Origin of the sequence: Streptomyces sp. Ru72 (genome assembly GCF_002920635.1) — a bacterium.
Taxonomy (GTDB): Bacteria; Actinomycetota; Actinomycetes; order Streptomycetales; family Streptomycetaceae; genus Streptomyces.
The window spans coordinates 1-22,425 of record NZ_PQSR01000092.1 but is presented as its reverse complement, the minus strand read 5'-3'; the positions used below and the strand labels follow the sequence as shown (position 1 = coordinate 22,425).

15 protein-coding genes are annotated in these 22,425 nt (G+C 69.1%); all 15 read right to left on the bottom strand.

Annotated elements, in window-relative coordinates; genetic code table 11:
* Positions 1-744: 744 nt before the first annotated feature.
* Positions 745-2,538 carry a coagulation factor 5/8 type domain-containing protein gene (locus C3488_RS30810; RefSeq protein ID WP_103844177.1) on the bottom strand — a complete coding sequence of 598 codons (1,794 nt, stop codon included), beginning with the start codon at positions 2,536-2,538 and terminating at the stop codon, positions 745-747.
* Between the two features lie 189 nt (positions 2,539-2,727).
* Positions 2,728-4,194, bottom strand: a complete 1,467-nt coding sequence (locus C3488_RS30805; protein ID WP_103844176.1) for a glycoside hydrolase family 32 protein — start codon at positions 4,192-4,194, stop codon at positions 2,728-2,730.
* 47 nt (positions 4,195-4,241) lie between these two features.
* Positions 4,242-5,120, bottom strand: a complete 879-nt coding sequence (locus tag C3488_RS30800; RefSeq protein ID WP_103844175.1) for a carbohydrate ABC transporter permease — start codon at positions 5,118-5,120, stop codon at positions 4,242-4,244.
* Positions 5,117-6,112, bottom strand: a complete 996-nt coding sequence (locus C3488_RS30795) for a carbohydrate ABC transporter permease (RefSeq protein ID WP_181139265.1) — start codon at positions 6,110-6,112, stop codon at positions 5,117-5,119. Before C3488_RS30795 ends, C3488_RS30800 begins: the two co-directional genes overlap by 4 nt.
* Before the next feature lie 7 nt (positions 6,113-6,119).
* Complete coding sequence (locus tag C3488_RS30790) at positions 6,120-7,529, bottom strand: sugar ABC transporter substrate-binding protein (protein WP_258053775.1); 1,410 nt, start codon at positions 7,527-7,529, stop codon at positions 6,120-6,122.
* Positions 7,530-7,622: 93 nt separating this feature from the next.
* The gene (locus C3488_RS30785) at positions 7,623-8,684 is read right to left on the bottom strand and encodes a LacI family DNA-binding transcriptional regulator (protein ID WP_103844172.1); all 1,062 of its coding nucleotides are present in this window, start codon (positions 8,682-8,684) and stop codon (positions 7,623-7,625) included.
* A 327-nt stretch (positions 8,685-9,011) separates the two neighbouring features.
* Positions 9,012-12,458: a GH32 C-terminal domain-containing protein gene (locus tag C3488_RS30780; RefSeq protein ID WP_258053774.1), complete on the bottom strand. Its 3,447-nt coding sequence runs from the start codon at positions 12,456-12,458 to the stop codon at positions 9,012-9,014.
* Positions 12,459-12,664: 206 nt separating this feature from the next.
* On the bottom strand, positions 12,665-14,191 hold the full coding sequence (locus C3488_RS30775; protein ID WP_103844170.1) for a glycoside hydrolase family 32 protein: 1,527 nt from the start codon (positions 14,189-14,191) through the stop codon (positions 12,665-12,667).
* Positions 14,188-15,228 (bottom strand): ATP-binding cassette domain-containing protein, encoded by a 1,041-nt coding sequence (locus tag C3488_RS30770; protein WP_103844169.1) that lies wholly within the window; start codon positions 15,226-15,228, stop codon positions 14,188-14,190. The genes C3488_RS30775 and C3488_RS30770 overlap by 4 nt, the downstream gene beginning before the upstream one ends.
* Positions 15,225-16,178 carry an ABC transporter ATP-binding protein gene (locus C3488_RS30765; protein ID WP_103844168.1) on the bottom strand — a complete coding sequence of 318 codons (954 nt, stop codon included), beginning with the start codon at positions 16,176-16,178 and terminating at the stop codon, positions 15,225-15,227. The genes C3488_RS30770 and C3488_RS30765 overlap by 4 nt, the downstream gene beginning before the upstream one ends.
* Positions 16,179-16,181: 3 nt before the next feature.
* The gene (locus C3488_RS30760; protein ID WP_103844167.1) at positions 16,182-17,102 is read right to left on the bottom strand and encodes an ABC transporter permease; all 921 of its coding nucleotides are present in this window, start codon (positions 17,100-17,102) and stop codon (positions 16,182-16,184) included.
* A gap of 14 nt (positions 17,103-17,116) precedes the next feature.
* Positions 17,117-18,094, bottom strand: coding sequence for an ABC transporter permease (locus tag C3488_RS30755; protein ID WP_103844166.1), 978 nt, complete (start codon positions 18,092-18,094; stop codon positions 17,117-17,119).
* Positions 18,095-18,188: 94 nt separating this feature from the next.
* Entirely contained in the window at positions 18,189-19,868 is a 1,680-nt protein-coding gene (locus tag C3488_RS30750) for an ABC transporter substrate-binding protein (protein ID WP_103844165.1), read from the bottom strand.
* A 74-nt stretch (positions 19,869-19,942) separates the two neighbouring features.
* Complete coding sequence (locus C3488_RS30745; protein WP_103844164.1) at positions 19,943-20,965, bottom strand: LacI family DNA-binding transcriptional regulator; 1,023 nt, start codon at positions 20,963-20,965, stop codon at positions 19,943-19,945.
* Between the two features lie 258 nt (positions 20,966-21,223).
* Positions 21,224-22,222: an aldo/keto reductase family protein gene (locus C3488_RS30740; protein WP_103844163.1), complete on the bottom strand. Its 999-nt coding sequence runs from the start codon at positions 22,220-22,222 to the stop codon at positions 21,224-21,226.
* Positions 22,223-22,425: the final 203 nt, after the last annotated feature.

Genomic DNA, 22,425 nt, shown 5'->3' with positions numbered 1-22,425 from the left:
CCCGCAGTTCTCTCACGCCCAAGACAGTGGCCCCACGCCTCGAAACCGCCACCGACCAGCAACAACACACCCAGCCCCCACTGTCTCTCACCCCACTGTCCCAAAACCGAGAGATCGCACTACGAGCCGCTTCGTCGCCGAAATCAAATGGCGCACCGCGCGGTGGAAGACCCATGAGACTGTCGAACGGGACTACCTCGCCCAGGCCGCCAACTACACCGCTACCGGGCCGCCCTTCGCCCTGCTCCTCGTCGGCGACGCCAGTGACCACTCCGCCGGATACCGCGACATTGATGACAGCATCTGGATCATCCAGTACGCCCGGAGCACGACGGAAATTCCCCGCCTGATCGTGGCCGGCGTCCTTCCGACCGCACGACCAACCCCGCACTCCCTGCGCGTAGGGCGCTCGTCACCGCGCTGACGGACGGTGCGGCGCGGCGGCCCCGACGACGCGCAACCGGCTGAGCGCGCCCGGTCCCCGGCCGCGGCTGCGCCGCCTATCCCGCCCGTGCCCTTTCCTTCACTCCGTGGGCGCCGTCAGCGGCAGCATGGTCGGGGCGCCCCCGACCACGGGCTCGACGAAGCCCGGTCCGGCCATGGCGGTCACCCGGGCAGCCGATGGCCCGGGTGGAAGGCATCGTGCGTGATGTGGACGCTGCCAGGGCGGATGCTGGCCACCCCCTGCCTGATCCTGCTCTGCTGCCGGGGTGGCTAGCGAGTCTTTGCCGATGAGCGGCGAGCTCAGGGATAAGAGACCACGGTGGACGGGATGGTCGATGTGCCTGATGTCGGGGCGCCGGTGTCGTTGATGACGTGCTCGTACTGGCCGTTGCCGCCGAGTGAGATGACCAGGAGGTCGTGGAATTTCACGCCTGGTGTGGTCGGGGCGGCGAAGCCGTTGTGCTGGACGATGGTCGGGTCGACGTTGTAGTTGCAGTAGCTGCCGAGGCCCCATGCCTCGTGTGTGGTCACCGTGTCGGCCACTTTGTAGGCCGCGTAGCCGTTGGCGGCGCCGTTTTGGATGGCTGCCTGGTTGGGGGCGTCGTACGCCTTCTCGTTCTGGAAGAAGATGGTGCGGCCGCGCTGTCCGTTCCATTGCACGTCGTACTTGTTGAAGTGCTCGACGAACAGGCCGGTGGCGAGGACGTCGTCGCCGTTGACGACGAGGCCGTAGTCGGCCCGGTTGGTCTCCCAGCCCACGCCGTCACCGTGGTCGGCGCGCCAGAGCCAGGTGTGGTCGATGATGGTGTGACAGCTGTTGATCACCATGCTGGTGGTGGCCTTCCCTGGTCCGGTTCCACCGATGCGGATGAACACGTCCTGCACGGTGATCGGGTTGGCGCTGTGGCAGGCCGAGGAGCCGGGGTGGCCGACTTCGAGCAGGGTGGAGGAGTTGACCGGTCCGGCGTCGATGAGGAAGCCGGCCAGGCGCACTCCGTCGACGTCGGCGACTTTGAGGGCGGTGACTCCGTTGGTCGGGGTCAGGGTGGCGTAGCCGAGCCCGAGCACCACGGTGTTGGGCCGCCCGACGTGGACCGGCTCGTCGAGGTGATAGATCCCCGGGGTGAGCAGCAGGTGGAGTCCCTGGGCGAGTGCCTGGTTGAGAGTGGCTGCGGTGACGCCGGGTTTGGCGACGTAGAACCGCGACAGGGGCAGTGAGGTGCCTCGCGGTGTGCCGTTGCCCCAGCTGACGCCGCGGGCGTTGGTGCGCTTGGCGGGCAGGAAGACCCGGTACTCGCTGCCCCGTAGGTAGAGGAACGGCTTTTCCCGTGAGATGGGGGTGGTGTCGAGTGTGGTGTAGGGCGGGTTGGGGAAGCTCTGCGCGGGTGCGCCCTGGACGCCGGAGAAGACCATGTTCCAGACGGCGTTGAGCCAGCTGCCGACGATGCTGTCGCGGGTGTACCACTGCTGCTGGGAGTACGGTCCGACCTGGCCGTCGATGCGGCTGTCGGCGATGTAGCCGCCGCTGGCCCAGCCGTAGCCGGTGGGGGCGAGGTTGAGGTTCCCGCGGACATGCATGCGCCGGAAGGGCGCCGCCTGGGAGACGGCCCAGCGGTTCGTGCCGTTGGCCGGTACTACCGCGAGGTTCTCGGCGGAGCGCCAGAAGTTTGACGTGGCCTTGCCGCCGTTCCATTGGGCGTCGACGGTGATGTCGCCGTTGATGGTCGTCTCGTCGGGAGTCAGCCCGAGGCCGGCGATGGAGGTGTGGAACCCGATCTGGGCGTTGAGCCCGTTGTAGGTGCCGGGCTTGAACAGGAACGCGTACCGGCCGTTGCCGAACTCCGCCGATTCCTGCTGGTGGAACACCTCGTCCAGTTTGGTCTGGATGCCGGGGGTGGACGGGTCGAAGACGATGACGTTCGGGCCGAGATCGCCGCCAGCGGGCAGGGGCCGCGGCGGCTTGGTCTGTGGGGCGGCTGACGCCGGCCCGGGAAGGGTGACGGCCGCGGCGGCCGCGGCGCCTGCCGCCCCGAGAACGGTGCGGCGGGCGACGGCTGGACGTCCGGGCGAGGAGGAATGCGAAGCAGGGGTCATGGGGCGTTCTCCCGGTTCAGTAAGTGCACGAGGCGAGATGGTGGAGAGTGCGCTCTCAGGCCGAGTGGTTCATGCGGAAACGGCGGAAGGCGGTCGGCTGGCGGAACTGGAGATCGTGGGGTCGTCGTCCACCGCGGCCGGGATGCTCTGCCGGTACTTGGGGTAATCGCACGCTGATCTGGGCGGCGTTTACGCCGCGTGGCCCTTCTCGGTGGGCGTGTCGGTGCTGGATTCCTTGATTTCGAGTGGCAGGAGCTGCCATGCGTCGATCGTGTAGTTGAGCTGTGCGCCGGGCTCGGTGTGCGCTTGCAGGTGCCAGGGGCCTTCGCCCACCGGGTAGAAGCGCATGGTGAGTGCCTGGCCGGTGGAGAGGAAGATCTCGGCGATGGAATGGTCGACGACGATGCGCAGGTCGACCGGCTGGCCGGTGGGGCAGGGCATCGTGTAGGTGCCGCCGTGGGCGCGTGGGTCCAGTGATGCGTGGTCGCGGTTGACGACCAGCTGGCCTGCGTCGGCGTCGAGGAGGATGTTGAGGTACTCGGCGTTGTCGGGAGCGGTGACCAGGCGCAGGCCGCTCTTGCCGGAGGCTTCGAGATGGGCCGTGAGGTCGAAGCTGCGGCTGACTTCGCCCAGGTCCACGCAAGCTGAGTCTGCGGTCAGCCCGGCTGCGTGGACGGTATGTTCACCGCGTAGCGCGAGCAGTTCGGCGGCGGGCCGCTGATATGTCCGACCGTCGTCGGCCAGTTCTATCTCGCGGGGGAGCGTGAGCGTTCCGGCCCAGCCTTCGGCCCCCGACCAGTCCTTGTTGCGGGCTTCCCAGGACCAGCCCCACAGCAGCCATCTGCCACCGGGTGCGCGCAGCAGGGCGGGAGCATAGAAGTCCGGGCCATAGTCGAGGAGCTGGGGCGGGCCTGCTTCGAAGACGCCGCCGCGGTCCTCACCGACAAGGGCCAGCACGCCGTGCGGGCCGTCGCGCTCGTACCAGGCGGAGAGGATGAGGGCACCTCGCCCGTCGGCCGCCGGCAGGTACTGGGGGCACTCCCAGCCTTCGCCGGTGAGCAGTCCGGTATCGCCGACGGGCTCCGGTGCGCCGGCGCAGAAGGGTCCCCGGTAGGTCCAGGTCTGCAGGTCGGGCGAGTCGTACAGCAGGGCCGCGGCGCGGCCGTCGGCGAGTGCGGCGCCGACCAGCATCCGCCAGCTGTTGCCGTCCTGCCAGACGTAGGGGTCGCGGTACATGGTGGTGCCGTCGGGCGGCTCGGGTATGAGCAGGTCGCCGCGGGGGTGGAAGGTCAGGCCGCCGTCGCGGGAGGTGGCGGTGGTGATCAGCTGGTGCTGCGGGCGCTCCTGGCGGTGCGCGGAGTAGAAGGCGACGAGCCGGTCACCGTCGGAGACGGCGTTGCCGGAGAAGCAGCCGTCGGCGTCCACGCCCCCGGGGGCGGGGGTGAGGGCCAGGGGCAGCGGCTCCCAGCTCAGCAGGTCGGCGCTGCGGAAGTGGCCCCAGTGCATGTTGGCGTGGTCGGTTCCGTACGGGTTGTACTGGTAGCAGACGTGGTAGTGGCCGTCGTGGTGGACCAGCCCGTTGGGGTCGTTGATCCAGTTACGGGGCGGGCGCAGGTGCGCGACGGGACGGTGCAGGTCAAAGGGCGCGGTGGACACACGCGTGCCTTTCGATGTGTTGGAGAGCGTGGGGAACGGCCGGAGGCTCAACGGAAGGAGCCGGCCACGATTCCCTCGACGAAGTACCGCTGGGCGGCAAGGAAGATCAGCACGCTGGGGATCAGGGCGATGATCACTCCGGCGAGCACGATGGAGATGCTGCCGGTGCCCATGTTTCCCTGCAGGGTCACCAGGCCCAAGGGCAGGGTGAAGTTGTCGGTCGACTGCAGGAAGATCAGCGGGCGGAAGAATTCGTTCCAGTAGGCGGAGAAGGTGAGCACTGCCAGGGTGGCCATCGGGGCGCGCGCCATGGGGGCGTAGATGCGGGCGAAGACCTGGAAGTGGGAGGCTCCATCCACCCGTGCCGCCTCGCCGAGTTCGCGTGGCATCTGCAGGAAGTACTGCCGCATCAGGAAGGTGCCGAAGGCGCCTCCGACGGCGGGCAGGACGAGCGCCATGCGGCTGTCGGTCAGGCCCAGGTACTTGATGATCAGGAAGACCGGGATGATGGTCGTCTGGATCGGGACCATCATGGTGGCCAGGATTATGGCGAACAAAGCCTTGTTGCCGCGGAAGCGGACCATGGCGAAGGCGTAGCCGCTCATCGTGGAGGTGATGAGCTGGCCGATCACGATGAGCCCGGTGACGAACACGCTGTTGAGGAAGAACCCGGTAAGGGGGACCTTGTCGAAGACGGCCTGGTAGTTCGAGAAGATCGGATGCGTGGGGATCCACTGGGGCGGGTTGTCGAACGAGGTGGCTGGGGTGCGCAGCGAGGTGGCCAGGGCCCACGCGAGCGGCGCCACCACGGCCGCGGCCGCAACCGTCAGCACGGTGAGCGACAGCAGACGTCCGATCCGCACCCGTCGGCGCCGGCGTGGGACGCGGGCGGTGGTTGCGGGCTGCTTGTCGAGGATGGCGGTCACGAGTAGAACACCCACTTTCGGCTCACCGTGAACTGCACGGCCGTGATGATCAGCAGGACGGCGAAGAGCACCACGGAGATGGCCGAGGCATAGCCGAACTGGAGGTTCTGAAAGGCCGTCTGGTACACGAGCAGCACGGTGGTGTAGGTCGAGTCGCCGGGGCCGCCCTTGGTCATCACGTAGGGCTGGTCGAACAGCTGCATGGTGTTGATCAGTCCGACGGTGGAGGCGAACAGCACGGTGGGGCTGATGAGGGGCAGCTTGATCCGCCAGAACATGCGGGCGGGCGATGCGCCGTCGATCTGCGCGGCCTCCAGGACGTCGCCCGGCACGGAGCCGAGGGCGGCGACGAAGAGGATGAAGGTGAAGCCCAGCTGCTGCCACACGGCGACCAGCACGATGGTGGCGGTGGCTCCCCCGGTGGAGCTCAGCCACGAGACCTCGGGCAGGTGGAGCAGGTTCAGGTAGTAGTTGATGACGCCGAACTGGTCGTTGAACACGTAGGCCATCACGATCGAGATGGACGCCGCGGAGGCCAGCAAGGGCAGGAAGAACGCTGAGCGGAAGAGCTTCTGCACGATCTTCGACGTCCGCTGGGCGACGAGCAGCGCCAGTCCCAGGCCGAGGGCGACCTGGAGGAAGACGATGATCAGGGCGAGGCCGGAGGTCACCAGCAGCGAGTGGGTGACGGTCTTGTCGCTCAGCAGTGCGTCGAAGTTGTCCAGCCCGACGTACTGGGGGCTGGAGATGGCGTCCCACTTGAACAGGGCGAGGACGAACGAGGCGATGATCGGCGCCACGGTGAAGACGACGACCACGGCCAGCGCGGAGGCCACCATGGCGTAGCCAAACAGCGCCTCGCGGCGGGCGCGCCTGTTCTGGGCGCGGCGGCGCAGCTCCGCGCTCTGATCTGTCTGGTGCTCGGGAGGGCGGCCGGGCCGCGCGCCCGGCGGGGCGGATGCGCGGCCACGGTTTCGGACGACCTGTGACATCAGCGTCTCACCCTGTCTTGCTGGCGGTCTCGAGGTCGCTCTGCAGACCGTCGAGGGCCGCCTTCGCCTTGCCGGAGGACATCGCCTCGGTGGTGCGCTTGTTCAGGGCGATGGCCATCGCCTGGTAGTACGGCGGGGCCGGGATCGGCGCGGTCTCGGGGAACTTGGTGAGGGTGTCGTAGAAGACGTGCCAGTTCTTGGGGCCGGTGGTGGAGTACCTCTCGGCCGTCATCATCGACTTGCGCGGGAAGGTGGTGGTGTTGCCCGGGATCAGCACCTCCAGGTTCTTCGCGGACACCAGGGACTTCACGAATTCCCAGGCGAGGTCCTTGTTCTTGGAGGACTTGAGGATGCCGTAGCCGCCCGCGCCGAACAGGTGGCGCTGGGAGCGCCACTTGGGGAAGTACTGCACGTCGAAGGAGTCCGGCTTCATGCCGGCGTTGTGCAGGCCGCCCGCCCAGAACCCGCCGCCGATCGACATGCCGATCTTGTTGCTGGCGAACAGGCCCTGCAGCGTGGCGCCGCCACCGACGTCTGGCTTGCCCGACAGGCCCTCCTTCTGCAGCTGGATCATGTAGTCGAGGGATTCGACGACCGGGGCGGAGTTGGCGGTCGGATCCCCCCAGCGCCAGCCGCCCTTGCGGCCCGAGGCGGCGGGGTCGTTCGGGTAGAAGGTCTTCCACAGCCAGTCGCCGCCGTCCCACTTGCCCTCGGTCAGCAGGTTGCCGCCGTTGGCGTACATCCAGGACGTCCAGCTGCCCCACAGCCGGACCACCCAGTTGTAGGGGACGGCCGATCCGCCCTTGGCGGCGATCTTCTTGGCGATGTTGTAGAAGTCGTCCTTGGTCCAGTCGTCGGCCGGGCGTCCCACACCGGCGCTCTCGAACAGAGAGGTGCTGTAGAACATGTTGCCGGCGTTGAAATCGGTCGGCAGTTCGTACAGGTGGCCCTGGTACATCATCGCTTCGACCAGCGCCGGGTGGACGTCGGCGAAGTACGACTTGAGCTGGGAGGCGTCCCGCTTCACGTAGTCGTCCAGCGGTTCGGCCAGGCCCTTGGCCGCGAAGAGCTGCAGGCCCTCGGTGGCGACGGAAACGATGTCCGGGGGGTTGCCGGCGGCGATCTGGGTGAGCAGCTTGCTGAAGAAGTCGTTCCAGTCCGTGCCCGTGATGCCGGTGAACTTCACCTTGTAGCCCGGGTGGGCCGTCTCGAACGGCGCGGCCAACTTGCTCAGCTTGTTCGCGGACGCCTGGTCGGTGAAGACCAGCACATTCAGCACCTTCGAGCCGGAGGAGCCGGCCGAGCCGGAGGAACAGGCGGAGACCAGCCCGCCCACGCCCGCCACCGCGGCGGAGGCGACGCCGGCTCTCAGCACGCCACGGCGGCTGAACGGCTCCTTGAGAATCCCAGAGGACATGCGTGTACCCTCACTGTGTTTCAAGTACTGACAGGGATGACGACCGGTTGCGACGGTCGCCTGTCGTAGTGCGAAAGCTTCGCCGTCCCGGGTTCAGAGCCGGGGCGGCGAAGTGACCGATGCCCGCGCCACCAGCGGGCAGTGCAGCATCTCCTGCGCGACCGGGCCTGGTGGCGAACCCGGCGTTCCGGTGAGCGCGAGCAGCTGTGCGACCGCCCGCGCTCCCATCTCGTAGTGCGGGAGCTGGACCGTGGTCAGCTGGGGGTAGAGCGCCTCGGCGACCAGCTCCTGGTTGTCGAACCCCACGACCGACAGGTCGCGAGGGATGGACAGTCCCAACTCGGCGGCAGCCCGGTAAGCGCCGGCGGCCATCCGATCGGTGTAGCAGAACAACGCCGTCGGGCGCGGCTGCGCCGTCAGCAGACGCCGGGCGGCCCGGTAGCCCGAGTCCACATCACCGCCGACCGTGTCGAAGGGCACCGCCGCCTCGGCGGCGATAAGGGACGGGTCGTAGGGGATGCCGGCCTCGGCCAGCGCCTTGCGGTAGCCCTCCAAGCGGCCCTGCCGGGCGGGAAGGTCGCGGGTCTGCACGGTCACACCGATCCTGCGGTGCCCATGGGCGATCAGCTCGCGCACCGCGGTGTAACCGCCCTGGACCTCGTCGGGCACCACGAAGGGGACGGCCGTGTCGTCGCAGCGTGCGTCCAGCAGCACGGTGGGTGTCGAGCGCAGCGCCTCGGGCAGTTCCACGCTGCGGTGGTACATCGCCGCGTACAGCACGCCGTCCACCTGCCGCTGGAGCAGCATCTCGATGCTGGTGCGCTCCAGTTCCGCATCGCCGCTTGTGTTGACCAGCAGCAGTACCAGGCCCTCGGCCGCGGCGGCCTCCTGGGCGCCCAGGATCATCCGGCCGGCGTGGGGGGTGGTGGCGATCTCGTCGCTGACGAAACCGATGGTCTGCGACCGCTGGGTCTTCAATGCCCGCGCCAGACTGTTCGGCGCATATCCGAGCTCCCCGGCGACCCGCCAGATGCGCTGCCGGGTCTCCTGGCTGATCCGCTTGCCCTCGACCCGGTTGAGAACGTGGGACACCGTCGCGGTGGACACACCTGCCGCCGCAGCCACGTCCTTGATCCCGATCCGGCGCGCCATCATCCCTGCCCATACTGGTTGAAACCGGGTTGCCTAACCGTTTAGCCAACCGTGTGCACATGAGAGTGCCTTCGGCCAAAGCTCCTGTCAATGGCTGGTTACAAACTCATGTCCACGCATTGCCAGATGCCAGGCACCGCCTCCTGGCAGGACCGGCCACCGCCTCCCACGCCGGCCTCACCGTCGCGCCCTCGACGCCGAGGCCGGCGTCCACCGCATGGCTGTTCGTGACGGCAGGATGGGACAAGGCTGCACAGCTCCAGCAGGCTCCACCCCGGCGCGCGGGGAGGAGCCTGCGCGGTCAATGTCGCTGGTCGGCCCGACCGGAGATCACAGCTCCTTCGCGTACGTGTCCTGGTACGCCGCCCTCCCTCCGAACACGTTGAGGCCGACGTGTCCGTTGGTGTACGTCGTGTCCGTCACGTCGATGATCTGCTCGCCGTTGAGGAACACCTGGATGCGGTCGCCCTGGGCGAGGATGCGGACCGGATACGTGGTGCCGCGGCGGACCAGGGCCGGGACGCGGGCGAGGGCGGCGCCGTCGTCGAAGTAGCCGTCGGCCTTGGCGACCAGGCGGATCACCCGTAGGTCGGGGTCGATGTTGAGGCAGTAGGCGTTGGTGCCGTCAAAGGAGGCGCGCCACAGGAGGGAGAGGGCGCCGCCGGTGTCCGGGGCGGGGCCGCCGAGCCTCACCAGGGTGGTGAAGTCCACGTTCGTCGCGGTGCGCGCCGACATGGCGTTGGAGTCCTTGTCGAAGGTTCCGGCGCGGCCCGCGCTGTCCGTGGACCAGTGGCCTGCGGGGGTGATCGTCAGCGCGCCGAGGTCGGAGCGGAAAGAACCGCCGGCCGGGGCAGTCACCAGCGGTTTCACCTGGTCCACCAGGCGGTAGGTGCCCTCCAGCCGGTGCACCTTGAGCGACTCGATGTGCGCGGTGCCGCCCCTGGCGTAGAAGGCCATGCCGTCGGCGGACGGGGAGGGGAAGATCAGGCTTGTCACAGCGGCCTGGCCGTCGGCGCCGAACGCCTCGAGCGATGACGAGTCCACGTACAGGCGCAGGGTCACCCGGCCGTCGGTCGGCTTCATCGGTGCGGTCGTGCGGCCCGCGAAGTACTGGGTGAAGTCGCTCAGGCCCGCTTGCGACCGGTCCACGAACAGCTGGTTCGCCGCGGCGTCGTATCCGACCGTCGTGTGCTGGTCCTCGTCGGCGCGAAGCCGGAAACCGATCTCCGTGGCGGTGCCGAGGGTGACCTCGGCCTCGATTTCGTAGGCGATGCCTGTGACGCCCGCGAGCGGGTTCGCGGAGTCGGGGCCGACTGAGAGGTCCTTGCGGGTCGTGGTGGACGTGCGCAGAGCGGTCAGCTCCGGGATCGGGCGCTGCGCCAGGCGTACGCCGTCGGCGGTGTCCGTGAGGGTCAGTTCCCGGGGGATGCTGAGCTGGCCGTTCCAGGTGCCGGTCGGGGCGCTGAACGGGTAGTCCCAGTTGCTCATCCAGCCGAGCCAGACGCGGCGGCCCTCGGGCAGGCCGTAGTAGGACATGGCGGCGTAGTAGTCGCGGCCGGAGTCGGCGCGCAAGGTCGTGCCGGCGCTCTGATCGGGGGTGAAGCTGGTGCCGTTCCAGTCGCCGGTGAAGTACTGGGCGGCCGAGCCGTTCGTGGCGCGGACGGCACCCGTGCTCAGGGTGAGGACCCACTTGACGCGGTTCTCGTCGCCGTTGACCGGGAGGGGGAAGAAGTCGGGGCACTCCCAGACGCCCGGCGTGGCCCAGTCGCCGTAGCCGAAGGAGCTGACGTGGGTCCAGGTGAGGAGGTCGGTGGAGGTGAAGAAGCGGACGTGGTCGCCGCCGGAGACGACCATCAGCCACTGGTCGTGCTTCTCGTCGTGGATCACCTTCGGGTCGCGGAAGGTCCAGCCGGCGTCGGGGCCGCCCGGGTTCTGAACGGCCGGGGTAGCCCCGCCGTGCCACTGCCAGGAGCGGCCCTTGTCCTTGCTGTACGCGATGCGCACGCTCGCGTTTCCACCCGGCTTGTCCGGGTGGTAGCTGGTGTAGTACGCGATCAGGCCCGAGCCGCCGTCGAAGAGGCCGGAGGTGTCGTCCGCGTCCACGACCGCCGAGCCCGACCAGCAGTTGCCGTACTCGTTCCAGGGCAGGGCGATCGGCAGGGCCTGCCAGTGGACTAGGTCGGTGCTGACCGCGTGCGCCCAGCGGCCCTGGTCCTGGTGGAAGAGGTGGTACTCGCCGTCGTAGTACACCAGGCCGTTGGGATCGCTGGTGGAGCCGGTGAGCTGGGAGTAGTGGTACGTGGGGCGGTAGGGCTCGGTGAAGTAGTCGGCGGTGCTGCGGACCTCGACGTTCTGGAAGTACGACGTCCCGTGCGCGGCCGTGGTGCCGACGGTGGCGCCCGTGGTGCGGGGGACGCGGGTTTTCAGCGCCTGTACGCCGTCCACGTATACCTCGATCGTCCTGCCCGTCGCCCGGGCCTCGACGCGGTAGGTGCCGCCGGACGCGATGGGCCGGACCGGGCCGGTGGTGGAGGCAAGGCGGGCGCCGGAGGAGCGGTCCAGCAGGACGACGGCGTTCCGGCCGGCTTCCAGGCGGGCCTCGTAGCCGCCGGAGCCGTTCGCGGACGCGCGCAGGACGAGACCGGCCGAGGACGAGGTGCCGGCGGGGGTGATGTCGGCTCTGGCCACCAGGTCGCCGTCGGTGAAGGGAGCGGTCCGCAGGCCGTTCTCGCCGCGGATGCCGCGCAGGTCGGGGGTCCAGGCGCCGGAGCGGGCCGTCCAGCCATGGAGGCTGGTGGCGAGGTCTGCGGCGGCGATGTTCTCGAAGGACACCGCGGCGGCCGCTGCCGTGACGGCGAGTCGGCCCGTCGTGTGGGTCGAGTCCTGGGCGGTGATGACGGGGCTGTAGCCGTCGGGTGAGAGGAAGTTGGTCTGCCAGTGCACGCGCAGTTCGGTGCCCTCGGCTTCGACACGCAGCCGGTAGACCGTGTCGGCCTTGATGGTGGTCGTGTATGTGCCGAGGGTGATGTTCCCGTCGATGCGGTAGAGCCTCAGCCTGCCGTGGCCCGGGTCCGCTTGGACGCCGTAGCCGCGGCTGGCCGCCTCGTCGGTACGCACCAGCAGTTCGGCGACCGCGGAGGTGTCGTGCAGGAGCAGGTCGGCCTGGAGCGCGGTGTCGTAGGCCCGGGTCGTGGTGACGGCGCGGGCGGTGGCTCCCTGGGACGGGTCCGCGCGCCAGCCGAGCGGGGTCGCCGTCCAGGTGCCGCCGCTCGTGGTCCAGCCGGTGAGGTTGGTGGTGACAGCGGAGACGGAGGGCGGGCCGAAGGTGACGGTGCCGCCCTGGGCGAGCAGGCCCACCGAGCCGGTGCCGTGGCGGTGGTCCTCGGCGTGGAGGAGTTGTCTGCCGTCGACATACACCGTCAGCTCCGGTCCGTCCACGGCCACTTCGAGGTCGTAGGGTCTTGCGGCCGGCGCGCCCGGCAGAGGTGCGGTGGAGAGTGTGTCGCCGCTCGCCAGGTCGTAGAGCCGTATGCGGGCCCGGCCCGGATCGAGGGCGGCCACGTATCCGGTCGAGCCGTCCAAGGCGGCCCGGAACACCAGCGCGCCCACGGCGGATGCGGACTGGGGCGTTATACGGGCCGCATACGTGCCCTTGGACGCGAGCTGCTGCTCGGACAGGGCGAGCGCGCTCTCGCGCGTGCCGGCGGTCACCTTCTGGCCGCCGTCGGAGGTGCGGGTCCAGGTGCCGGTGACGGGGATGGGGTCGGGGATGGGCACGGGAGGTGCTCCGGCGGCGCTCGGGGTAGCAGCCTGTGCCGCGGGGAGGATACCTGCGAGAGGCAGGAGGGTGGCGGCGGTGCCTCCTGCGAGCAGGAGGGTACGGCGGGACACGCTCATGGCGGCTCCTGAGGGAAAGGCAGGGAAGGGTGGGCTGCGGCCCGGGGGGACGTCCACCCCCCGGGCCGCAGCCGGCTGTAAGACCGTCACGGCCACAGGGGCCGGGGTCCTTCGGTGAAGGCCGACGCCATCTGCCAGGCGTCGAACCGCTCCAGGGTCACGTCGCCGTCGGCACCGATACCGACGCCGACGGCCTCGTCCGGACGGGTGGGGTAGATGCGGGCGGTCAGGGGACGCCCGCCCGCGAAGATCTCCAGTGCGGAATGGTCGACGAGGACGCGCAGGTCCACACGGCCGTCGGCGTCCAGCGGCAGCTCGCCGTAGCGGGGTTCGGTGTCGACCGTCGGGTCGAGGCTGCTGTTCTCTCGGTGCAGGCGGAGGATGCCGCCCGTTCCGTCGTGCGCTCTGCTGACCTCCACGACCGTGCGCTCGACGCCGTCGGGTGTCTCGCGGACCACGAGCCGGGCCCTCGCTCCGGGGGCGAGGCGCAGGGTGGTCTCGATGTCGAGTTGGTCGCCACGCACGGGGTGCAGCCGGGTGTAGGGGTCGGTGAGGGGGCCCGCCGCCGCCTCTACGCGCTCGCGCCGCAGCTGGGTCAGTTCCGGAACCGGGGCCTGGTGCAGGCGGCCGTCCTCGCCGAGTGTGACGACCCGCGGCAGGGACATCACGCCGCACCAGCCGGCCTGTGCGTTGGCTTCGTCCGTCCGGCCCTCTTGGAGCCAGCCGAACATGATGCGGCGGCCGTGCTCGTCGCGGGTGGACTGGGGGGCGTAGAAGTAGCGTCCGCCGTAGTCGAGGCGGTGGAGGGCGGTCGGGGTGAAGGTGTCGCCCTGGTAGCGGCCGGTCCAGTACAGGGGGTGGTGGGTGGTGCCCTCGTCCCAGGCGGAGAAGACCAGCACATCCGTCTCCTCAAGGCGGAACAGGTCCACGCACTCCCACATCGTGCCGGTCCAGTCGAGTTCGCCCTGGTTCTGTGAGGCGTCGCCGGTCAGCAGGGGGCCGACGTAGCGCCAGGTGCGCAGGTCGTCCGATTCGTACAGGAAGGCGGTCCCGCCGACGCCTCGCACGCCTGAGCCGATCAGCTGCCGCCACACCGCGTTTTCACCGGAGCCCTCCCGCCAGACGCAGTGGTCGCGGAAGGCGGTGATGTCGACGCCCTCGGGCGGGGCGGTGATGACCGGGTTGGCCTGGTCCTTGGTCCAGTACCGAAGGTCCGCCGATCCCCTCGCCACACAAGGGAGTTCATGCTCTCCGTGGCGGCCGGAGTAGACGAGCGTGGGTACGCCGCCGTCGTCGACGAGGACTCCGGACCAGCAGCCGTCGCGGTCGGGGCCGTCGGTGCCGGGGACGAGGGCGACCGGTTCGTCGCTCCAGTGGACGAGGTCGGTGCTGGTGGCGTGGCCCCAGTGGATGCGGTGGTGGGCGGCGGCGAGCGGGTTGTACTGGTAGAAGAGGTGGTAGACGCCCCTCCAGTGGGTCAGCCCGTTGGGGTCGTTGAGCCAGCCGCCGGGCGAGGTGAAGTGGAAGCGAGGGCGGTGGGGGTCGCGCAGGGCGCGCTCGGCCAGCCCCTCGGCGGTGTGGCTGCCGGAGGGGAGGGTGAGGTCGTGGGTCATGCGGCGGTGGTCTCCGCTTTCTCGGTGTCGTCGGTGGCCTCGCCGGTGGGGTGGTCGGTGGCCTTGAGGACGCGGCGGGCGATGTCGGAGGCGGGTGCGCGCAGGTGGCAGCGCACCCAGTGGGGCCGGCCGTGGTCTTCGCCGACGATGTGGCGGACGGGCTCGGTGCGGCTGCACGTGCCGTCGTCGTACGGGCAGGACGTGGGGTTGAGGATCTCCTCGCGCAGCCGGGCGCGCTCGATGGGGTCGTAGCTCCCGGCCCGTTCGGGGTCGGGTACGGCGGACAGCAGCAGCCGGGTGTAGGGGTGGGCGGGGGCGTCCATGACGGCCAGGGCGTCGCCGCCCTCGACGAGTTCGCCGGCGAACATGACCATCGTGGTGTCCGCGAGGTAGCGGGCGGAGCCCAGGTCGTGCGTGATGTAGAGCATGGCGATGTTCCGCTCCTCGCGCAGGCGACGCATCAGGTTGAGCACGCCGACGCGCACGGAGACGTCCAGCATCGAGGTCGGTTCGTCGGCGAGGATCAGCCGGGGTTCGACGGCGAGGGCGCGGGCGATCGCGACGCGCTGACGCTGGCCGCCTGAGAGTTCGTGCGGGTAGGACTGCAGCATGTCCTCGGTCAGGCCGACCGTCGTCATCAGCTCGCGCAGCGCGTCGGGTGTGGCGGGGTGGCCGTGCAGGACGAGGGCCCGTGTGAGGAAGTGCTCGATGCGGTGGACGGGGTTGAGCGAGCCGAAGGGGTCCTGGAAGACCATCTGGACCGTGCGGCGGTACGCCCGTGACGCCCGGCGCCGCTCGGTGCGCAGGACGTCCTGGCCGTCCAGCAGCACCTGACCGGACGAGGGCTGTTCGAGGCGGGCGATGCAGCGGGCGATGGTGGACTTGCCACTGCCGGACTCTCCGACCAGGGCGGTGATCCGGCCGGCAGGCAGGTCGAAGGACACGTCGTTGACCGCGCGGACACGGCGCCGTGAGAAGACGGTGCCGACCTGGAAGTCCTTGGTCAGGCCGCGGACGGACAGCAGGGGTTCGGTCATCGGGGGGCTCCTTCAAGGCTGCGGGCCACCCAGCGGCCGGGCGCGACCTCGCGCAGGTCGGGGATGTTCATGGAGCAGTCGGAGCGGTCCTCGGGGCAGCGGACGTGGAAGCCGCAGCTGTCGGCGGTGCGCGGGGCGTCGAAGAGGCCGGTGAGCTCGCGGCGCGGGCCGGTCAGCGGCGGGAAGGCGTTCATCAGCGCCTCGGTGTACGGGTGGAGCGGATCGGCGAAGAGGTCCTTGGCGTCGGCGAGTTCGACGATCCGGCCGCCGTACATCACGCCCATGCGGTCCGACAGCTCGACCATCAGGGACATGTCGTGGGTGATGAAGAGGATGGAGAAGCCCAGCTCCCGCTGGAGGTCGCGGATCTGCGCCATGATCTCCTGTTGCACGACGACGTCGAGCGCGGTGGTCGGCTCGTCCATGATCAGCAGCCGGGGGCGGAGTGCGACGGCCATGGCGATGACCACGCGCTGGCGCATACCGCCGGAGAGCTGGTGCGGGTACGCCTTCAGCCGCCCCGGGTCGATGCCGACCAGCTGAAGCAGCTCGCCGGCCCGCTCACGCGCGGTCCGCTTCTTCATCCGCTCGTGCGTGGTGAAGATGTCGACGATCTGCTCGCCGATGGTCAGGACGGGGTTGAGGGAGTTCATCGCCGACTGGAAGACCATGGCGATCTGCCGCCACCGGAAGGCGCGCAGCTCCCGCTCGTCCAGGGCGAGGACGTCGCGGCCCTGGAAGCGGACACTGCCCGCGCTGATCTCCGCCGGTGGCTTCAGCAGCCGCATCACCGCGTTGGCGATGGTCGACTTGCCGCAGCCGGACTCCCCGGCGAGACCGAAGACCTCTCCGGCGCCGATGGAGAAGGAGACGTCGTCGGCGCCCACGACGGTGCGTCCGTCGCTGCGGTATTCGACGCGGAGGCCGTTCACCTCGAGTACGGGTTCCATGGCTCAGCCCCTCCTCTCACGCCGGGCACGGCGGCTGCGCAGCCTCGGGTTGGTGATCTCGTCGACGGCGTAGTTGACCAGCGCGAGTGCGAAGGCGACGAGCGCGATGCACAGCCCGGAGGGGACGAAGGCCCACCAGGTGCCGGTCATCAGCGCGCCGTCGTTGCTGGCCCAGTACAGGTTGGTGCCCCAGCTGACGACGCTGCTGTCGCCGAGGCCGAGGAACTCCAGGCCGGCCTGGGCGCCGATGCCGAAGATCACGCAGCCGAGCAGCGTGGTCATCACCACGGACGCCATGTTGGGCAGGATCTCGCGAAACATGATCCGCAGCGGGCGCTCCCCGGTGACGACGGCGGCGGCCACGAAGTCCTTGCCCCGGATCGACTTGGCCTGGGCTCGCAGGACTCGGGCCGAGCCCGCCCAGCCGGTGACGACGAGCACCAGGATCACGGTGGAGGTCCCGGGCGGCAAGAACGCGGCCAGGATGATGAGCAGCGGCAGCCCGGGCAGCAGCAGGAAGATGTTGGTGACCAGGGTCAGGGCGTCGTCCACGATCCGGCCGAAGTAGGCAGACGCGAGGCCGACGAGGATGGCGACCGCGGTCGCCGCGAGCCCGACGGTGAACCCGACGAAGAGGGAGCTGCGTGCGCCCCACAGGGTGAGGGCGAGCACGTCCTGTCCCTTGGCGGTGGTACCGAGCCAGTGCGCGGCCGACGGGGCCTGGCTCCCGGTGGAGTTGATGAGGGACGGGTCGCCCGGGACGAGGACGGGAGCGAGCAGGGCGAGCAGCGCGAAGACGGCGAGCAGGATCAGCCCGGTCAGCGCCTTCCTGCTGTCGATGAGCTGGCGCATAAGTCCGCGCCGGCGGGAAGCGCGCACCGGGGTTGTCGGCGTGGTGGCCGTCGCGATCTCGATGGCGGTCATGTCGGCAGCCCCCTTCAGCGGACGCGGACGCGCGGGTCGAGGCGGACGTAGACGAGGTCGACGAGGAAGTTCGCGAGCAGCACCGCCGCCGTGATCGTCAGGAAGATGCCCTGCATCAGCGGGTAGTCCAGGCCCTGGACGGCCATCAGCAGCTGGTAGCCGATGCCGGGGTATGCGAACACGACCTCGGTGAGCAGGGCGCCGCCGACGACGAAGCCGAGCGCCATGCCGAAGTTGGTGACGGAGGGCAGCAGCGCGTTGCGGGCGGCGTAGCGGAACATGATCCGCGAGGGGCTGAGCCCCTTCGCCTCGGCCATCGTGATGTAGTCCTCGGCCGCCGTGGCGATCATGGTGTTCCGCATGCCGAGCATCCAGCCGCCGATAGAGACCAGCACGATGGTCAGCGCCGGCAGCACCAGGTGGGTGGCGACGTTGGAGATGAACTCGCCGTTGAAGCCGGGAGTCAGACCGACGTCGTAGGCGTGCCGCAGCGGGAACCAGCCCAGGCTCACCCCGAACAGGTACAGGGCGCCCATCGCCAGCCAGAAGTACGGGAAGGAGCCGACGAAGATCAGCAGGGGCGGGAAGGCGGAGTCGAGGACGCCGCCGCGCCGCCAGGCGGCGACGATGCCGAGCAGGTTGCCGAAGACCGCGGCGATGACGAGCGCGACGCCGCCGAGCAGCAGGGTCCAGCCGATCTGCTGGCCGATCACGTCGGAGACCGGGGTCGGGAAACGGGTGATGGAGATGCCGAGGTCGCCGGTGAAGACGCTTTTGATGTAGTTGAGGTACTGCTCCCAGAGGGGGCGGTGGTCGAGGCCGAAGAGTTTCCGCAGCTGGGCTATCTGGTCGGGCTGCATCGTGCCCTGGGCCTGCGCGAACATCCGGGAGACCGGGTCGCCCGGCATGAAGCGCGGGAGAACGAAGTTCAGGGTGATGGAGGCCCAGAAGGCGAGCAGATAGAACCCCAGATTGCGCAGGATCAGACGCACGGGTCGTGCTCCCTGTCAGTGGGGGGATGAACGGTGATGCGGTGAGCGGGGGCGGCCGTCCGGGGAGGAGGGCGGCCGCCGGTCCGCGCGGGCGTCAGCCCTTGACGGGCTTCAGCGAGGTGAGCACGAGGATCGTGCTGCCGTTGCGGTTGCCGAGGGTGGCGTACGGGTTCTGCTCGGAGGGCCAGCCGGTGAAGCGGGCGTCCGTGTACGCGCCCCACTCGGGGCCGGTGAACAGCGGGACGACGGGCGCATCCTCGTTGTACAGCTCCTGCAGGCCGTTCATCTGCTCGCGCTGCGTCTTCTCGTCCGTGGCGGCGGCGAAGGCATCGATGAGCTTGTCGGCCTTCTTGTCGCCGAAGCGGTGGTAGTTCTCGGTGGCCTGCTTGCCGACCGGCACGAGCATCTTGGTCGACATCACGCCGCGGAAGTACTCGTACGGCGTGGCGCCGTTGTTGCTCCACACGATGCCGGTGTCGAAGGTGCCCGTGTTGTACGACGCCGACACCGCCGACCAGTCGGGCGTCTTCACGGTGGCGGTGATGCCGACCTTCGCCAGGTCCTGCTTGATGATGTTGGCGACCGAGATCCAGTCGGAGGAGGCCGAGCCGACGGAGATGTCGAGCGTGAAGGGCTTGCCGTTCTTCAGCAGCCGCTTGCCTCCGCTCTCCTTGTAGCCGGCCGCATCCAGGGCCTTCGCGGCGGCGTCGGTGTTGTACTTCGTCCAGGTGCAGGAGGCGGCCAGCGACGTGTCGCGCCACTTGTCGTACGTGCGGGCCAGGCCCGTGCAGTCGGCGGGTTCGGCGTAGCCGTTCATCGCGACCTTGGTGATCTGGTCGCGGTCGACGGCCATGCTGAGAGCCTTGCGCACCGCCACATCGTTGAAGGGGGCCTTGGTGGTGTTCAGCTGCCAGTTGATCATGGCGCCGGTGGCCGGGAACCAGTAGTGGTTGTGCTTCTTGTCCTTGGCGACGAAGGACTTCTCGATGTTCGGGATGAACGTCTGCGTCCAGTCCACCTCACCGTTGGTGAAGGCGAGGTTGGCGCTGTCGTTGCCGGAGAAAGCTTGCATCTGGATGCCGGCGATCTGCTGCTTGGCGGGCTGCCAGTAGTCGGGGTTCTTGCGCAGCTCGTAGGACTGGCTCTGGAACTTCTCGACCTGGGTGTACGGGCCGGTGGCGACCGGGTTGGGGTTGGTGAACGTCGCCGGGTCCTTCACCTTGGACCAGATGTGCTTCGGCAGGATGTAGTGGCCGCCGATCTCGTAGAAGGCGGGCGAGAAGGGCTTGTTGAAGGAGAACTTCACCGTGTGGGCGTCGACCGCGGTGACCTTGTCGAGGTAGTCGAAGCCGCCCAGCACCTTCCTCTGGAGCTGGAAGGTGTAGACGACGTCGTCGGCGGTGAGCGGCTGGCCGTCCGACCACTTGACGCCGTCGCGCAGCGTGAAGGTGAGGGACTTGGCATCCTTGGCCTGCTCCCACTTGGTGGCCAGCCACGGCGTGTCCTTGGCGTCCGACATGCTGTGGACGACCAGCGGCTCGTAGATCGCCTGCAGGGTCATCGGGGCGGCCTGCGGGGAGAGCGGGTTGAAGTTGCGCGTGAACGTCGCCAGGTCCTCACGAGGGATGGTGAGCAGCTGGTTGCCGGAGGTGTCACCGGCGCCGGCGGCGCCCGAGCCACCCGTACAGGCGGACAGGACCAGGGCCGCGGCGGCGGTCGCGGTGACCGCTCTCAGGGCGGTCCGAAGCCGCCGTGAGGCTATGGAGGGTGCCATAATGAAGACTCTTTTCCTCTCTTCAACACACAGGACGAAGACGGGATGGGATTACTCGGCGGACTGATTCGCGGTCAGACCGACGAGCGTTCGAGCAGCGGGCAGTCGATCGTCACCCGGCGGGTGTCGAGCGGCTGCCCCGCTGCGAGAGCGGCGAGCATGTCGACGCCCTTGGTGCCCATGGCCTCGAAGGGCAGGGCCAGCGTCGTCAGCTTCGGCCGCAGATAGGCGGCGATGAGTTCCTGGTTGTCGAACCCCACCACGGCCACGTCGTGCGGGATGCGCAGCCCCCGTTCCTTGATCGCGTCGTACGCGCCCATCGCCATCCGATCGTTGCCGCAGAACAACGCGGTCGGCCGGTCGGCGGCCTGGCGGTCCAGCAGCTCGCAGGCAGCGGTGTAGGCGCCATCGGCGGTGGCCCAGCCGGGGATGACGAAGGACGGGTCGGGGGTGATCCCGGCCTCGCGCAGGGCACGCTCGTACCCCTCGCGCCTGCCGACGGCGGCCGGGATCGCCGGGTCGAGGTTGATGAACCCGATGCGCGTGTGCCCGGCGTCCAGCAGCCGACGGGTCGCCTTGTATCCGCCCGACACCTCGTCGGGCAGGATGCACGGCAGCTCCCCTGCCGCGTCGTAGCAGTTGACGAGCACCGTCGGCACCTCGCGGGCGGCCTCCGGCAGGCTGACGGCCCGGTGCCAGGTCGTGGCGTACAGCAGCCCCTCCACGCGGTGCTCCAGCATCTGGTCGAGCGCGGCGGCCTCCTGGGCGGGATCGCCCTCGCTCGCGGCGATCAGCAGAAACCTCCGGTCACCCCAGGCGCGGCTCTGCGCGCCCGTGATCACCTCAGCGGCGAAGGGGCCGGTCACGATCTCGGTGATCAGCCCAAACCACCCGCTGCGGTTGGCGGCCAGTGCCCGCGCCCCGGCGTTGGGCCGGTAGCCCAGCTCGTCGATCGCCTCCAGAATCCGCCGACGGGTCTCGTCGGGGATCGTCGCGCCGGGCTTGTCGTTGAGGACGAAGGAGACCGTGGTCCTCGAGACACCCGCGCGGCGAGCCACATCGCTCATGGTCACGCGCTGCGTCTTCTTGGTGGCCACTTTCGGTCCCCTTCGGTCGGTGGAGGTGCGCCGCACCCGTCCGGTTTCGCGCTTTAGTAACGCGCGTTACTTCTGCATTGCTGGGAAGTTACGGCCGCCTTAGGCGGCATGTCAATACATCGCCGGGTAACGAAGAGGGATGGAAACAAGACGCCTCCTCGGTGCCGCCTCTGGAGCCCGGGCGACGCCTCGCGCGGTCGGCCCGCAGGGCAACGGCATGGCTGTGGACTCACCGCCAGGCCCCCCGGCGGCTGCGGCTCACGGCCGCTCGGCGAACACGTCGATGCGCTCAGGGTCCCGCTCGACGACCGGATCGAGGATCTCGTCCACGCGCCTGACCAACTCGTCGTCCAGCGTGACGTCCACCGCCTTGGCGTTCTCGACGATCTGCTCCGGCCGGGACGCTCCGACGATGGCCGCGGAGACATTCGTGTTGCGCAGCACCCACGCCAGGCTCAGCGTCGCAAGCGACATGCCTGCTTCGGCGGCAAGAGGAACCAGCTCCTGCACCCGGGCCAGGACCTCATCGCGCATCCATCCGGCCACCGCGTCACCGCCACCGTTCGTGTCGGTGGCGCGGGAACCGGACGGCGGTTGCGCTCCCGGCTTGTACTTGCCCGTCAGCACACCCTGGGCGAGCGGGGACCACACGATCTGTCCGATGCCCAGCTCCTGGCAGAGCGGGACGATCTCCGGCTCGATCACGCGCCACAGCAGGGAGTACTGCGGCTGGTTGGACACCAGGCGGATCTTCAGCTCCCCCGCCAGCTGCGCCGCGGCCCTGATCTCCTGCGGCTTCCACTCCGAGACGCCGATGTAGTGCGCCTTGCCCGCGTGGACGACATCGGCGAGGGCCTCCATCGTCTCTTCCAGCGGAGTGGCGTAGTCATAGCGGTGCGCCTGGTACAGGTCCACGTAGTCCGTGCCCAGGCGGCGCAGCGAGCCGTTGATCGACTCCATGATGTGCTTGCGCGACAGGCCGCGGTCGTTCTTCCCCGGCCCGGTCGGGAAGTAGACCTTGGTGCAGATCTCGACGCCCTCGCGGCGCACGCCCTTGAGGGCGGCGCCCAGTGCCTCCTCCGCCCGGGTCTCCGCGTACGCGTCGGCGGTGTCGAAGGTGGTGATGCCGGCCTCGAGTGCGGCGCGTACACAGGCCGTGGCCGCGTCCTGGTCCACCTGTGACCCGTGAGTGACCCAGTTCCCGTAGGCGACGGCGCTGACCAGCATGCCGCTGCCGCCCAAATGGCGATAGTCCATGTTCGATGTCCCTTTCTGGGGACGAAGGAGACCGTAGTCAGCAAGGCCCACCTCGCTGATGGCCACACGACTGTCCCGTCCGTGGCCACTTCCCGTCCCCTTCGACCGCCGGAGGCACGACATCGCCTCCAGTTTCGCGCTTTAATAACGCGCGTTAGTGCTAGGTTGCGAGGAAGTTACGGGCGTTTCGCGCCGCATGTCAA

Bases quoted from the DNA above. Each gene is read 5' to 3' on its own strand.
- C3488_RS30810 (WP_103844177.1), bottom strand. From the start codon at position 2,538: ATGACCCCTGCTTCGCATTCCTCCTCGCCCGGACGTCCAGCCGTCGCC.
- C3488_RS30795 (WP_181139265.1), bottom strand. From the start codon at position 6,112: ATGTCACAGGTCGTCCGAAACCGTGGCCGCGCATCCGCCCCGCCGGGC.
- C3488_RS30790 (WP_258053775.1), bottom strand. From the start codon at position 7,529: ATGTCCTCTGGGATTCTCAAGGAGCCGTTCAGCCGCCGTGGCGTGCTG.
- C3488_RS30785 (WP_103844172.1), bottom strand. From the start codon at position 8,684: ATGATGGCGCGCCGGATCGGGATCAAGGACGTGGCTGCGGCGGCAGGT.
- C3488_RS30775 (WP_103844170.1), bottom strand. From the start codon at position 14,191: ATGACCCACGACCTCACCCTCCCCTCCGGCAGCCACACCGCCGAGGGG.
- C3488_RS30770 (WP_103844169.1), bottom strand. From the start codon at position 15,228: ATGACCGAACCCCTGCTGTCCGTCCGCGGCCTGACCAAGGACTTCCAG.
- C3488_RS30765 (WP_103844168.1), bottom strand. From the start codon at position 16,178: ATGGAACCCGTACTCGAGGTGAACGGCCTCCGCGTCGAATACCGCAGC.
- C3488_RS30760 (WP_103844167.1), bottom strand. From the start codon at position 17,102: ATGACCGCCATCGAGATCGCGACGGCCACCACGCCGACAACCCCGGTG.
- C3488_RS30750 (WP_103844165.1), bottom strand. From the start codon at position 19,868: ATGGCACCCTCCATAGCCTCACGGCGGCTTCGGACCGCCCTGAGAGCG.
- C3488_RS30740 (WP_103844163.1), bottom strand. From the start codon at position 22,222: ATGGACTATCGCCATTTGGGCGGCAGCGGCATGCTGGTCAGCGCCGTC.